The organism is Desulfuromusa ferrireducens, assembly GCF_055389805.1.
Genome location: NZ_AP042415.1, coordinates 2,322,365 through 2,335,820, shown reverse-complemented (window position 1 = coordinate 2,335,820; position 13,456 = coordinate 2,322,365). Strand labels below are relative to the sequence as shown.

The window sequence follows — 13,456 nt, the reverse complement described above, 5'->3', positions numbered from 1 at the left end:
AAAAAGACAGCTGCTGTACCCTGCCCCATTACTTTACTAGAGAACCAAGGACCGGCGAAAACCAATGACCACAAATACCATTATGACTGCCATCGTCTGGGGAGCAATCTCCGGCGTGCTCGGCACCCAGCTGCTCATCAACCTGCTGGGCATGCTGTTCTGCCTGCATGGCCTGCTGCAAACCCGCTGGAAAAGGTTGACCCACAAAGCCGCCGCCGGACAGGTCAAGTATATGATCAACCTGCAATTGCTGCTGCGGATCAGTCTTTACGCGCTGCTGTTTGCCGGTCTCTTGCAATTCGGCGACAACTACGTGCAGCGCAAGTTCTGGTTTGAATATCGGGACAATGCAACGCTGCTGCTCGCTATCTTCGCCCTGCTGGCTGCGGTCGGTTTTCTGCCTGCAGCCCGGCGACGCCTGCGGGTGATCTGGCGCATGAGCCACGAGTGCGATTACGCCGAACGCCGACAACGCACCCGGATGCTGAAAAGCTAAAATAGCCTCTTTCGTCGGCCAACACTCTGCGCTAGGATGACCGCTGCTACCAAGACGTAATCTTTCGATGCTATCCTCTGGAGGATTTTTCCATGCAAGACAAAAGCTCCATCAGTCCCAACACCCAATTCTGCGCCCTGATCGGTAGCCCGGTCGGACACAGCATGTCCCCGGCGATCCACAACGCTGCCTTCGTCGCCACCGAGCAGGACTTTGTTTATGTTGCCTGCCAGGTCGATGACGTTGCCAGTGCCTTGTCCGGAATGCGGGCGCTGGGCAACTTTCGCGGCATGAGCGTCACCATCCCACACAAGATCGAAGTGATGAAACATGTTGACGAGATCGCCGAAGTTGATCGCGCCATCGGTTCAATCAACACCGTGGTCTGCAAAGATGGCAAGCTGATCGGCTTGGGAACCGACGGCCCGGGCGCGCTCAAAGCACTGCTCGATGCCGATGTCAGCCTGAATGGCAAAACAGTTCTGATGCTTGGCTGCGGCGGTGCTGCACGTGCTATCGCCTTCACCCTGGCCAACCAGTCCCAGTTGGCAGAGCTGGTGATGCTCGATATCAATCAGGAGATGTTGCAAGAGCTGACCGCGGACCTGCAGTCCGGCACTGCAGCACAGATCAGTTCGGCGCTGATGGACGACTCCTCTCTGGCTGATGCGATGGCTAAAAGTGATGTTATCATCCACTGCACGCCGATCGGCATGCACCCGAAAGAGGAGATGTCACTGGTTCCGGCTGAACTGTTCCGCCCGGGACAGGTGGTCTTCGATGTGGTCTACAACCCGCTGGAGACCAAGCTGCTCAAAGAAGCCAAGGCCAGCGGTTGCCGGACCATCTCCGGGGTCGAAATGTTTATCAACCAGGCAGTGTTGCAATTTGAGCAATTTACCGGCATCGACGCCCCGGTCGAAGTAATGCGCAAGGTGGTGATGGAAAGGCTGACGGCATGAACATCGTTTTGATCGGCTATCGCGGTACCGGCAAAAGTCACGTCGGCCACCTGCTGGGCGAACACTTTTCGCGCCAGGTGGTCAGCATGGATGAGGAAATCATCAAATCCGCTGGCATGCCGATTCCGGAAATCGTCGCCAAATTCGGCTGGGAAAAATTCCGCGATATGGAAACCGCCGAGGCCCGGAAACTGTCAGGGCTCGACAAGCTGGTGATCGATTGCGGCGGCGGAGTGATAGAACGACCGGAGAATGTCGACATCCTACAACAGAATGCGCAGGTTTTCTGGTTGCAGGCCTCAGTCGAGACCATCGTTGCGCGGATTGGGAATGATACGCAACGCCCGGCGCTGGTTGAGGGCAAGACCTTTACCGAAGAAATCACCGAGGTCCTAGAACGAAGAACCCCCCTCTACCGTGCGGTGGCACAGCATATCATCGCGACCGACGACCGGACCCCACATCAGGTGACGCAACAGATCATTGAACTCTGGAAATAGATGGTCAAGTTACTCATGGCCTAAGTAAAAAGCCAGCGGACAACTTGTATCACTGTCCGCTGGCCGCGCTAACCATCGAATTACTGTGAGCACCTAATCAACTTCATACGTATGCTTGATGGTGATTGTCACCGGCCGTTGCCAGCCACTCACAACCTGACCGTCAACCACTTTCTGATTCAACTCTTCGACACTTTGCAACAACACTTCATCTTCGTCCGGGAAGTCGATCGTGATGCTCACATCGCCATCAAGAAAAGATAAATCGTCGAGCAAGCCATCGTCGATCAGATCGTCTGCTGCTGCGACCGTATCGGTGTTGATGATGGTCGTATCATCGCCATCGCCCATAACGACATCAAAATCCAGTTCGGCGTGCGGGGTATCTGAAACCAAATCATCGATCATTGCATAAATCTCAGCATCAACCATGTCTGCTGCTGGGTGATGAGCAATGACCAGGGTTGCATTTACTACCAGAAAAAATGCTGCGATCAACAATGTCTTATTCATTTTTTCCTCCCCTTATCTTTCGCATTCAATTTGTCCCCAATGGACCTGCTGCTCAAACAACCGCGTAAGTGTTTAACCTTTCGTTCGTGCTTGATAAAACGCCTGTCCATTGAAAAGGTTGACGACAGCCAGAAACCTTTTCATCGCGAGACCAGAGCAACCCAACGACAAAACCAGCGTTTCTTTGCGAACAAACACCAAGAGAAACCCCGCCATATCACCCCTCGGTTAGTGGTCAAATAACCAAATATGGGTATTTATCGCTTAAAACATGGTTGGATTTTGAAATGAATGAAGAGAGACATGCCACGATACACATCAATATCGACATCACTACTACGCAACCCAATCGGCTATTTCAACTATTCGTATCAACAACAACGCAGCTTAAAGACTAGCGCAACAGAGGAAAAATAGACCGGATTCAACATTCCCCCATAACTAGGGCTGGAAATTGCATGTTTTGGCTTCATCTATTAGGCCCCCGGCGATGAAGAGGATCACCAATGTCGATCAGAAAGAAATTTTTCTTTGCCCTGCTGCTTTTGGTCCTGGCTCCCACTCTGCTGACCGGGTTGCTAATTTTTCATTTCGCCGAGCAGACCCTGATTTACAACCAGATTGCATCACTTGAAGCGATTGCCGAAATCAAACAGAAATCGATCGAAGACTTCTCCGCCCACAGCATCCGGGATTTCCAGCAGGTCAGCAATTCACAAACTATTGGACAAGACCTTGCCACCCTCGTAACACACATTGATCGACCACAGCATCCTGCGTATAAAGCCGCCAGGCTGGCCATTGACAGACTTCTGCAACCCTTACAGGAGGGACATAGCCTGGATCTGATCATCCTGACCGATTCGACCGGCAAGGTTGTCTATCAGAGCGACCCGCAACACCCGCAAAACCACATCGGCGAAAAGTTCAATCATGCCGATAAAGGGATCTTCAGGGCAGCAATACAGGGCGATCCTCTGATCCGTTTTTATCACTCGGTTCCGGGAAAAGAAAAAGACGGCATGCTGGTGGCAGGAGCGATTCTTAACAACCAGGATATCGCCGGCTTGATGTTTTTTGAAATCAATTTGAGCATTGCCAGCGGTGTCTTTCTCGATAACACTGGCCTTGGCAAGACCGGCAAGACCGTTCTCGGGATCAAGTCCGGTGAAAATCATTATGCCAACCTGACTGCCTCCCTGCAAAACCCTCATGGAAAAGATAAAAAACTGGTCCCTTTTTCTGAGTCGAGTGAGTCCTTCGCCATGCAAAAAGCGGTCAGTGGCCTAAACGGAGCAGGTTTGACGAAAGACTTCCGCGGCACGGAAATCATCGCCGTCTGGCGCTACCTGCCGGAATTGAATCTGGGGATGGTGGCGAAGATCAACGCCAGCGAAGCTCTGACCTCAATACAGGGATTGAAAACCATCACTTTGACGATCCTACTACTGATCGCGATCATCGGAACATTGGTCGCACAATTGATGGCCAGATCGATTACCAAGCCGATCTATAGCCTGAAACAGGGCATGCAAAAAGTCGCCAGCGGCAAATTGGATATCAGGCTGGATATGACCAGTAAGGACGAGATCGGTGAGGTCGCCAAAGCCTTTGATCAAATGACAGCGAGCTTGGCCGAGGTCACTGCTTCGCGGGATGATCTCAACCACGAAATTTCCGAACGCCGCCTGGTTGAAAGCCTGCTGCGTGACAGCGAAACGCGATTGCGCGACCTTTTCGACAACGCGAGCGATCTGATCCAAAGTGTTGCGCCCGATGGTTCGATCCTATTTGTCAATCAGGCCTGGCAGAAAACCCTGGGTTATAAGGATTCTGAGATTCAAGGGCTGAATATTTTTGACGTCATCCACCCAGAGTCACTGTGCCACTGTCAACTGGCCTTTCAACAGTTAATGCAGAGCGGACGGGGCGGCAGCTTCGAAGCTACCTTCAAAACCAAAAACGGCGATAAAATCCTTCTCGAAGGGCTTGTCAGCGTGCAACTTGATAATGACCGCCCTATCGCCTCACGAGGGATCTTCCGCAACATCACCGAGCGGAGAAAAATCGAAGAAACCCTGGAAACAGAACGGAGCTTTCTGCAGACGATCATCGACGGCGTCAGCGATCCATTGATGGTGATCGGTCTCGATTACCAGGTTTTGTTGTTGAACAAATCCAGCAAAGCCAATTTACTCGATCGCTACGCTACTGCCAGTCCCCTCTATTGCTATCAAGCCTCCCACCAGGATTCCGAACCCTGCAGCGGCATAGCCCATCCCTGCCCGTTGCAGGAGGTCAAAAGAAGTGATCGACCGGTCACTGTCGTCCACCGGCATCAGCTAAAATCCGGAGAAACCCGGAGTTTTGAACTGGTCGCCTCTCCCTACCGGAGCGAAGACGGTACCTTGCTGGGCATCATTGAATCATCACGCGACATTACCGACCGCTTGTCGATGGAAAGAGATATCGCCGAACGTGACGACCGGCTCGAATTTCTGGCCCATCACGACCCCCTGACCCACCTGCCAAACCGGTTCCGCTTTAATGACCGACTGCAGCATGCCATGGCCAAGGCGCAACGCTCAAAAACCCAACTGGCGTTACTGTTTCTTGATCTGGATCGCTTTAAAAATATCAATGACTCGCTCGGTCACGCAGTCGGTGACGAGGTTCTGCGCGAGGTAGCAAACCGTTTGCTGGCCAGTGTTCGCAATGTCGACACGGTCGCCCGACTGGGCGGCGACGAATTTCTCATCATCGTTGAAGACCTCCAGGATGTCCTCGGTGCGGCCACCCTGGCACAAAAAATCCTGAGTTCCCTGACCGAAACAATTTCCGTCGAAGATCACGAATTCACCACCACCGCCAGCATCGGCATCAGTATGTTCCCCTGCGACGGCGTCGACGGCGAAGGACTGTTGAAGAGTGCCGACGTCGCCATGTATCGCGCCAAAGAACAAGGCCGCAACAATTACCAGTTTTACACCCCGGACATGAACGCACACACCCACGAGCTGTTGCTACTCGAAGCCGATCTGCGCAAGGCCCTGGAGCAACGACAGATGGTCCTGTATTACCAACCACAGATCGATCTGCGCAGCGGATCAATGGTCGGCATTGAAGCCCTGGTTCGCTGGAAGCACCCGGACAAAGGAATAATCGCTCCAGAGGACTTCATCCCGCTGGCCGAAGAGACCGGGCTGATCGTCCCCTTGGGGGAATGGGTCATGGCAACGGCCTGCCGGCAAAACAAAGCCTGGCAGGATGCCGGTTATCCGCCGTTGCGGATGGCGGTCAATGTCTCGGCGAGGCAGTTCCGTCAAGCTGGCCTGATCGACACGATCAACAACATTCTGGCGAAGACCGGCCTCGACTCACAGTGGCTGGAGCTGGAACTGACCGAAAGTATCGTCATGAAAGATGTCTCCGGGGCAATTTTGATCATGAACAACCTGCACCAGCAAGGCATCCACTTGGCGATTGATGACTTTGGCACCGGCTATTCGTCATTGAGCTACCTGAAACGCTTCCCCGTTTCGCGGCTGAAAATCGATCGCTCCTTCATCACCGATATTACCCACAACGCCAATGATTCCTCGATCGCCAAATCAATTATCGCCCTGGGCAACACGATGAATATGGAAGTTTTGGCGGAGGGGGTCGAAACGTCTGAACAACTTCAGTTGCTCCAAGAAATGAGCTGCCAATATGGCCAGGGATTCCTCTTTAGCCCGCCAACCACAGACGCACAGCTGACGCCATTTTTCGACCGCAATCAGGAACAACGCGCCACTGCCGCGACCGATTCGCCCTGGGCGACATTTAATTTCCCTCTTGCCGATAATGACTGAAGCACAAATCGATTGCTGCAGTTCGTTGCAACTCAAGGTCGCAGACTAGGCTCTCTGGGGAAAAAACAGCACGAAATCAGGCGGCAAAACCACCATTGGCACAGATCGTCTGACCGGTGATCCAACCCGCCTCATCCGCCGTTAACAACAGGACCGCATTGGCAATATCTTCGGGTGTTCCGAGACGGTTAAAGGCAGCCATCCCGGCCAGCACATCAATCTGTTGCTCGGTCTTGCCGTGCCGAAACAGTTCGGTATCGGTCGGCCCTGGAGAGAGGTTATTCACGGTGATATTGCGCGGGCCCAACTCTTTAGCCAAGGATTTGGTCAACTGCTCGATCGCTCCCTTACTGGCAGCGTACAGCCCATAGTTCGGTAGCATCACCCGGGTCACGGTTGAGGAAATGTTGATGATCCGGCCACCATCAGCCAGCTTCCTCGCCGCCTGCTGGCAGGCAAAGAAAACTCCCTTCACGTCAAGTGCGAAGGTTCGGTCGATATCACTTTCGGTCAGTTCGTCGACCGGTTTAAAAATTGCCAGTCCGGCATTATTGACCAGGATATCTAAGCGACCAAATTCCATCTGAGTCAAATTGAACAAGGTTTCAACTTCATCAATTTTGGCCATATCCGCCTGCACCGCGACGGCGCGTCCGCCCTGTTCGGCTATTTGCCTGACAACCTGTTGCGCGGCATCGGCGCTGTTATGGTAATTGACCACCAGCGAAGCACCCTGCAGCGCCAACTGCAAAGCAATCGCACGACCGATACCACGTGAAGCACCGGTCACCAGTGCCGTTTTCCCCTCTAATTCTCCCGCCATCGCCAAGCCTCCCACGCCCAAAGGATCAATCAAAAGTCCAATCAACAGTTTAGCAAATCTACGCGGACTCATAGTGCCGACGCTAGAATTCGCTATAATAACCGAATGAAACTGCTGCTTCGTGCCAGTCAACGCTTGAGCAATGCCGTCTATGATATCTGACAGACACCCTTCGGTTATTTTCTCAATCTCGACTTATAAGCACCGGGGCGTTCAACGGCACGGATTTCCACCTCATTCTAAAAAGGCAGCGACTCCACCCACGGGAACCGCTGCCTCTTATCGTAAACAGAATTGATAGCTTATTTTATGTCGCTGTCAGAGCAGATAACTGTGCGACCTGCTGCTTGAACTGCTCCAGACTGCCGTCATTGAGAACAACCTGTTGCCAATCATGGTAGCCATCCAGGGAGGTCTCGCTGGCATGATCCCCGCCGGCAGCAAACCCGGGCCGGTCGATCTTGACGATCAGCCCGCCCTGTTCCTTGATGATCTGCAGCTCGTTCATAAAACGCACATCGTCGATGACGATATGCGTTTGCGCCAGATCATACTGCTGAATCTTGCGCTCCCAGGCCTTGGTCCAGTAATCGGGATCCTGTGCGCGACGATATTCGGTTCCCCACCACTGCAGAATCCTCCGCACAGTCACCGCCGTCTGCCCTGGACGATCCTGAATGTCGCCGTGATCGGCGATATAGCCGACCCACTGCGGGCACTGTTGCAAGGCTTTATCCTGCTGAAGATAGAAAACACGCAGCTTATCGTCCTGACAACCGTACACCAGCGGCACGGACTCGGCGGCATCGATGGCACGTAAAAAACCTTCAACCTCGTCACGCAGCACCATAGCCATCGGGACAATCAGCACCTCCCCCGTCAGCAAAGGCGCAAGATGCTGAGCAGCGGTTGTTTTTCCTGACGCAGCTTTTCCGGCAAATCCGATAATCATAAAGACAACCTCGTGGCAAAACAGAACATGACCATAAATTCAAACAAAATCGATTTCTGACTGTACCGGAAATAGATCGCTGCTTCAATAGGGCAAACGGTCAGTTAATGACGCCACAAGCCATGCGTGCTCCGCCACCGCCGAGTTTTTTCGGCTGATCGGAGTAATTATCACCACCGGCATGAATCATCAGCGACCGCTTAACGATATCCGACATTTTTAAACGTGGTGCCAGCACTGCTGATTTTGCATAGCCTTGACTATCAACAAAAAGACTGGGCAAGTCTCCCAGATGCCCATCGCCCCAGGGAGTCCCATGTTTGTAACTACCGGCCGGATCGAAATGGCCGCCTACTGCCAACCCGGCGACTGTTTTGCCATTTTTCTCACCGGGCGCGCAGCTCTGATTCTGGTGCAGATGGAAACCGTGCAGACCGGGTGTCAGCCCTTGCAGACTTGGCGTAAAGACCAACCCATGAGCGGATTCGCTGATCGCAATTACACCGACGACCTGCACCGTTCCAGTGGCGTCGATCACCTTCATCGGCACCGTAATTTCGGCGAACACCGGGGACGTGCACAAAAGCAAAGCAATACAGAGGGGTAATTTCAACGGGGTCTTCATTGATAGCTCCTTCAACACGAACCAGAACCCGCTCGAAGCGTTCCAAAACGCAGTCGGCCGGTTCATCTCTGTTTATTGTTTACTATTTTACTACCAAATGGGATTTTGTGCTGGGTCGGTAAATAAAAACGTAACGGAGCATGATTACCACCGGCACGGACTCAGCGGCATCGATGGCATCGATGGCATCGATGCCGCGCAGAAACGCTTCTAACTTAATTCAACTCACGTAGCAACTTCTGAAAATCCGGATCGTCCTGTAGCAACTGCCGAGCTATCTGCCTGAGGTCATCAACCTTTTCTCCGGACAGCTTGAAAGTAGTCGGCATATTTTTGAATTCGAACTGGGTTTGTGGATCGGGGATATAATCAAAAGCGATGTAACTCAGGTAGACATCCACTTCGTACAATGAGCTGGACAGCTTTACGCCCAGGCATTTCTGGTCAAGAATCGCTTGGCAGGAGGTCCGTAGTTCCACTCCGCTGCGATACTCCTGTAGCGCGGTCTGCACACGTTGAACCGTGTCGAAAGAGTAATTATCTAACGGCACCACTGCGGCCGTGGTCAGCACATCCACGACGCCAGGAACACTGGAACTTTGATCCCGCTTTGATTCTGGATCGGTGGCGGCGTTAACCACGATCACCACCAGTTTTTCAATCTCCTCAAAGCCAACCTTGCTCAAGATGCTGTAGGCAGGGTCACCGGTTTCCAGCGCAAACAGAATACTCCGTAGGCCGATATTATCTGCCACCCCGCCATCAAACAGGTGCAGATATGGGCGCGGTTTCTGCCAGGGCTGGCGGGCATAATAGCTGAGCCGCTGCATCGCTTTGCCGTGCCGTTCCTTGGTGACCCGCAAATCATTCTTCGCCAGCTCGACCCACTCCGGCGGTTGCACTTCGGCTCGACAGTCCGCCGCGTAATTCTTGTAGGTCAATGGGGTCAACAAACCAGGGAACGCAGAGGATGAAGCCACCGCGCGCGCCAGCGGAAAAGTGCTCAAATCGGAGCAGATCAGATCGAATTGATCCTGGATAAATGGAAACTGGGAACCGAGATTCATGTCGGTCGCGTTGACCATCAGAAACGGTCGGCTGCCTCGCTCCAGCAGTTTGGCGTAGGTCGCTTGGTCGAACAGGGACTGGTGGTAATAATCAAAGGCCAGGTCGCTACGGCCATAACTGAAACCGGCCAGCTTCGGCCAGTTGAGCGGTGACAGCGCCCGCAGCAGTAACTCCTTCTCGATATCCTTTTTCAGGAATTCCGTTTCGAACCGACCATCGAACAATCCGTCACGGTGCAGCGCATAATAGGCGGCGGTAAAACTGCCGCCAGACACCGACGAAATGATATCAACCTCATCAAGCAACCTTTTCCGCTGCCCTTGCCAGACGATCTCGGTATCGCGCAACGCCTCCAGCAGTCCATAAGAGAACGAGGCAGCGCGGGTTCCACCGCCGGAAAAGGCCAGCACGACGAACAGGCTGTCGCTGTTTTTATCGCCAGGCTGCAGATTATCATAGCGATAACCAACCGCAGGGTCGTAGTTCTGCAAACGCGGATTTTCCAGAAAGGCTCCGCACCCACCCAGCAGCAGTCCCAGGATTACCCCTGGCAACAACCAAGCAAGGCGACTCACCGCTCCTCCTCGACAAATTCAACGAATTCGATAATCGCTGGCTGCAAAGCATTGGTCCCCTGCACCTGCATTTCAACATCAGCCGGCACATAATCCTGTGGAGCCCCCAAGGAAAACCGATGGCTCCCAGCACCAACACGGATAAGCCGGTTGAGCAAACCAGCTTTTTTGCCATCAATATAAACAAAACGTTGCCGCTCTTTCGCATACTTAACGATGATATATTCCATTCACTTTCCTCCTTTATCCTGCCGGGCCTTTTCTAATGAATGTATCACCAAACAGACAAACCACAACCAACAACTCAATTGATAATCTCCTGAAAATTCAACGATATCATTAATCTGACGCGACACTTCAGCGGATCTAAATACTACCAATCTGAAAACAATATTCTCATTTTTGGCTACAAAGTACTGCCCTTAGCGCACAATTTCATGCTGTTATTTTGCAGAGGATCGGGTTAAAAAGAAGCTTCAAACAACAACCGACGTTGTTATTTCCAACAGATCAATGACCCAGAAAATGAGCCGCCAATGAACAAAGAACACCTGCGTGAAATGATTATTAGCAAACTGAAAAGCGACCGCGAGCTGCTGTTACAGGCAGCAAAAAGTTCACATAATGCCGCGACACACGAAGACAACGTGCCAGACAGCAAGTACGAGACCCTCGCCCTGGAAGCATCGTACATTGCCCAAGGGCAGGCCAATCGCGCAGAAGAAATCGCGCAGTCGATCAACAATTACCGCTCATTGGTGCTGCAAAACTTTACCGAGCACTCACCGATCCGCCTGAGTGCCTTGGTGCTGCTGGAAGATGATGATGGAAAACAGAGGCGGGTCTTTCTCGGTCCGACCGCTGGTGGCCTGAAATTTGAAATAGCAGGGGATGAAATCATGCTGATCACCCCCGAGTCACCGCTCGGCAGCCAACTGCTCGGCAGGCAGACAGGCGAGTGTTTTGAGCTGCAAAATCACGCCGGACGAGAATATGAAATCGTCTCCGTCGAATAAAAAGGCCTTCGGGGGGAATCCGCATCCTTCTCGCTTCAGGGATGGCCCGTTTGCAGTTTTGACTCCATAATGTTATGGTTGTCAGGTTCATGGCGACGTTCTCACCGGATGTTCCGACCATAGACCCGCAAACGAGGTGGACCGATTGTGCCCCAGGCATGCTCGGGACGAACCCTCATCCATACAGGGCAGCACTGGATTGCGACCTTCCTTCGCGATACCGGGTGCGGGTGGCCCTGCCTCTTTACAATTAAATAATCATCAATTTCAGCACTCTGCTGGCTGCACCATTCTTTTCTACGCGAACGAAGTCATTTCTCTATTCGTAACTGTATTTACTTTTGCCATGCCTGCCGCAAGTGCTTCTGCTGAAGCAATCTGACAGTTTCCCACCACGGGAGCTGCTCTGTTTCAGCACAATCCCATCATGCCAAAGGAGCTTCAATGTCAGGCAAGTGGCAAGACCAAATTAAAGATTTTGTCAATAGTATCGAAAAACTCAAGCAATACATCAATCTTACCGCCGAGGAAGAAAAAATCCTCACCGAGACGCAAACCACCTGGGGAACCACCCCCTATTTTGCCGCGCTGATGGACAAAGATGATCCCAACTGTCCGATCCGTCGCCAGGTGATCCCTTCGCGCCATGAGCACGAAAATCGTTTCGGCATGCAGGATTATCTGCTCTGGAAAGAGAACCGCACCACCGAGGAGCAACGCCCCGACAGTATCGCTCGGCAGTACCGCGACCGGGTCGCCTTCACCGTCACCCAGACCTGCGGCATCTATTGTCGCCACTGTTTCCGTAAGGAACTGGTGGTCGATGGTAACCTGAAGCTTGATTTTAATGTTGAAGAAGGATTGCAGTGGATTGCCGAACATCCCGAAGTGCGCGATGTCCTGATCACCGGCGGCGATCCCTTTTTACTTTCCGATGAGAAGTTAGAGTATCTGATCAGCAAACTGCGCGAGCTGCCGCATATCGAGATGATCCGTTTCGGCACCCGGCTCCCGATTGTGCTACCACAACGGATCACTCCAGGACTGAAAAAGGTTTTGGGCAAATATCACCGGGTGCCGATTTGGGTCAACACCCAGTGTAATCATCCCAACGAAATCACCGAAGAAACAGCCAAGGCAGTCTTCGAACTGCTGTCATGCGGTGTCAATGTCGGTAACCAGGCGGTACTGCTCAAGGGGATCAACGATGATGTCGAGACCTTCCGTGAGCTGCACCAGAAACTGCTGCGAGTGCGGATCAAACCCTACTATATTTTCTATTGCGAGCCGGCCCCCGGCATCGACCATTTCCGCACCCCAGTGGAAAAGGGCGCTGAACTGATCCGGGATGCACTGCGTGGGCACACCACCGGGCTTGCTCAGCCAATGTCTGTCATCGCCACCAACATCGGAAAAATTCCGCTGATGCCCGACTATTACATCATCGGCAAAGATGAGCAGAACTACTATCTGCGCAATCACAAGGGCGAGGAAACATCGATTCCCAATATGCCGGAATAAAGGTCGGCCGGCCCTAGTGCCTTGTAACTCTTAAAGTGCCGCAAGATTGCGAAGGGATTTGGCGTGCCAATAAGGCGTGACTAAGGGCGCATAGCACCGCTATGCAACTGAAGTCACAACGCAGGTGGCGCGTCAAATAACAAGCAAGATGCGACGATTTAGGGGGTACAAGGTACTCGTCGTCAGTCGGAATTATCACGGCGGCTGAACGACAACGGTGGCTGAAGCGGCACACGAGACAGCTTTTCTCCTAAATAATCGACAGCAGCTCGGCTCAACCGATTTTCGGCGCTATAATTAAGCGAACAAGCAATGCGTACCCGGATTAAAACCTGTTGCGAGCCTGATAAGGAGAACATCAATGACCGAACAGAGCTGCCAAAACCCTGAAGAGCATTGTGACTTTCACGCCTGCCAGTTAACGGCGACCGTGCGCAATCCAGAAATTGATAAAATTTTTGAGAACCCACGCTTTGTCTGCACCAACTGCGGACTCAAAGTACATGAGGCAGCAAATGTCTGCCGGCCGAAAGAAATCTAATCCCGGCAGT

13 protein-coding genes are annotated in these 13,456 nt (G+C 52.5%); 7 read left to right on the top strand and 6 right to left on the bottom strand.

Features of this window, described 5'->3' with window-relative positions:
- Positions 1-64: 64 nt before the first annotated feature.
- From ACZ5PT_RS10455 to ACZ5PT_RS10445, 3 genes are all read left to right on the top strand, one after another.
- A complete protein-coding gene (locus tag ACZ5PT_RS10455; protein ID WP_464262977.1) occupies positions 65-496 on the top strand; it encodes a hypothetical protein in 432 nt (143 codons plus the stop codon).
- 92 nt (positions 497-588) lie between these two features.
- Positions 589-1,458, top strand: a complete 870-nt coding sequence (locus ACZ5PT_RS10450) for a shikimate dehydrogenase (protein ID WP_464262976.1) — start codon at positions 589-591, stop codon at positions 1,456-1,458.
- Entirely contained in the window at positions 1,455-1,958 is a 504-nt protein-coding gene (locus ACZ5PT_RS10445) for a shikimate kinase (protein WP_464262975.1), read from the top strand. Before ACZ5PT_RS10450 ends, ACZ5PT_RS10445 begins: the two co-directional genes overlap by 4 nt.
- Positions 1,959-2,051: 93 nt before the next feature.
- On the opposite strand, the gene ACZ5PT_RS10440 is transcribed toward ACZ5PT_RS10445, so the two are convergent.
- Entirely contained in the window at positions 2,052-2,471 is a 420-nt protein-coding gene (locus tag ACZ5PT_RS10440) for a hypothetical protein (protein ID WP_464262974.1), read from the bottom strand.
- Positions 2,472-2,977: 506 nt separating this feature from the next.
- On the opposite strand from ACZ5PT_RS10440, the gene ACZ5PT_RS10435 reads away from it, so the two are divergent.
- Positions 2,978-6,325 (top strand): bifunctional diguanylate cyclase/phosphodiesterase, encoded by a 3,348-nt coding sequence (locus tag ACZ5PT_RS10435; protein WP_464262973.1) that lies wholly within the window; start codon positions 2,978-2,980, stop codon positions 6,323-6,325.
- Between the two features lie 76 nt (positions 6,326-6,401).
- Here the strand turns inward: ACZ5PT_RS10435 and ACZ5PT_RS10430 are convergent, their stop codons facing one another.
- The 5 genes from ACZ5PT_RS10430 to ACZ5PT_RS10410 form a co-directional block, all read right to left on the bottom strand.
- A complete protein-coding gene (locus ACZ5PT_RS10430) occupies positions 6,402-7,148 on the bottom strand; it encodes an SDR family oxidoreductase (RefSeq protein ID WP_464262972.1) in 747 nt (248 codons plus the stop codon).
- A gap of 307 nt (positions 7,149-7,455) precedes the next feature.
- A complete protein-coding gene (locus ACZ5PT_RS10425; RefSeq protein ID WP_464262971.1) occupies positions 7,456-8,100 on the bottom strand; it encodes a deoxynucleotide monophosphate kinase family protein in 645 nt (214 codons plus the stop codon).
- Between the two features lie 100 nt (positions 8,101-8,200).
- On the bottom strand, positions 8,201-8,725 hold the full coding sequence (gene sodC / locus ACZ5PT_RS10420) for a superoxide dismutase [Cu-Zn] SodC (protein ID WP_464262970.1): 525 nt from the start codon (positions 8,723-8,725) through the stop codon (positions 8,201-8,203).
- A gap of 215 nt (positions 8,726-8,940) precedes the next feature.
- Positions 8,941-10,368: a patatin-like phospholipase family protein gene (locus ACZ5PT_RS10415; protein ID WP_464262969.1), complete on the bottom strand. Its 1,428-nt coding sequence runs from the start codon at positions 10,366-10,368 to the stop codon at positions 8,941-8,943.
- Positions 10,365-10,598: a hypothetical protein gene (locus ACZ5PT_RS10410; protein WP_464262968.1), complete on the bottom strand. Its 234-nt coding sequence runs from the start codon at positions 10,596-10,598 to the stop codon at positions 10,365-10,367. Before ACZ5PT_RS10410 ends, ACZ5PT_RS10415 begins: the two co-directional genes overlap by 4 nt.
- A 306-nt stretch (positions 10,599-10,904) precedes the next feature.
- Here ACZ5PT_RS10410 and ACZ5PT_RS10405 point away from each other — a divergent pair, with 306 nt between their 5' ends.
- The 3 genes from ACZ5PT_RS10405 to ACZ5PT_RS10395 all read left to right on the top strand — a co-directional run bounded on the left by ACZ5PT_RS10405 (position 10,905) and on the right by ACZ5PT_RS10395 (position 13,446).
- Complete coding sequence (locus ACZ5PT_RS10405) at positions 10,905-11,384, top strand: GreA/GreB family elongation factor (protein WP_464262967.1); 480 nt, start codon at positions 10,905-10,907, stop codon at positions 11,382-11,384.
- Positions 11,385-11,828: 444 nt separating this feature from the next.
- The gene (locus ACZ5PT_RS10400) at positions 11,829-12,905 is read left to right on the top strand and encodes a KamA family radical SAM protein (RefSeq protein ID WP_464262966.1); all 1,077 of its coding nucleotides are present in this window, start codon (positions 11,829-11,831) and stop codon (positions 12,903-12,905) included.
- Positions 12,906-13,266: 361 nt separating this feature from the next.
- Entirely contained in the window at positions 13,267-13,446 is a 180-nt protein-coding gene (locus ACZ5PT_RS10395) for a hypothetical protein (RefSeq protein WP_464262965.1), read from the top strand.
- Positions 13,447-13,456: the final 10 nt, after the last annotated feature.

Bases quoted from the DNA above. Each gene is read 5' to 3' on its own strand.
- ACZ5PT_RS10430 (WP_464262972.1), bottom strand. From the start codon at position 7,148: ATGGCGGGAGAATTAGAGGGGAAAACGGCACTGGTGACCGGTGCTTCA.
- sodC (WP_464262970.1), bottom strand. From the start codon at position 8,725: ATGAAGACCCCGTTGAAATTACCCCTCTGTATTGCTTTGCTTTTGTGC.
- ACZ5PT_RS10445 (WP_464262975.1), top strand. From the start codon at position 1,455: ATGAACATCGTTTTGATCGGCTATCGCGGTACCGGCAAAAGTCACGTC.
- ACZ5PT_RS10455 (WP_464262977.1), top strand. From the start codon at position 65: ATGACCACAAATACCATTATGACTGCCATCGTCTGGGGAGCAATCTCC.
- ACZ5PT_RS10400 (WP_464262966.1), top strand. From the start codon at position 11,829: ATGTCAGGCAAGTGGCAAGACCAAATTAAAGATTTTGTCAATAGTATC.
- ACZ5PT_RS10435 (WP_464262973.1), top strand. From the start codon at position 2,978: ATGTCGATCAGAAAGAAATTTTTCTTTGCCCTGCTGCTTTTGGTCCTG.
- ACZ5PT_RS10405 (WP_464262967.1), top strand. From the start codon at position 10,905: ATGAACAAAGAACACCTGCGTGAAATGATTATTAGCAAACTGAAAAGC.
- ACZ5PT_RS10450 (WP_464262976.1), top strand. From the start codon at position 589: ATGCAAGACAAAAGCTCCATCAGTCCCAACACCCAATTCTGCGCCCTG.
- ACZ5PT_RS10395 (WP_464262965.1), top strand. From the start codon at position 13,267: ATGACCGAACAGAGCTGCCAAAACCCTGAAGAGCATTGTGACTTTCAC.
- ACZ5PT_RS10425 (WP_464262971.1), bottom strand. From the start codon at position 8,100: ATGATTATCGGATTTGCCGGAAAAGCTGCGTCAGGAAAAACAACCGCT.
- ACZ5PT_RS10440 (WP_464262974.1), bottom strand. From the start codon at position 2,471: ATGAATAAGACATTGTTGATCGCAGCATTTTTTCTGGTAGTAAATGCA.
- ACZ5PT_RS10410 (WP_464262968.1), bottom strand. From the start codon at position 10,598: ATGGAATATATCATCGTTAAGTATGCGAAAGAGCGGCAACGTTTTGTT.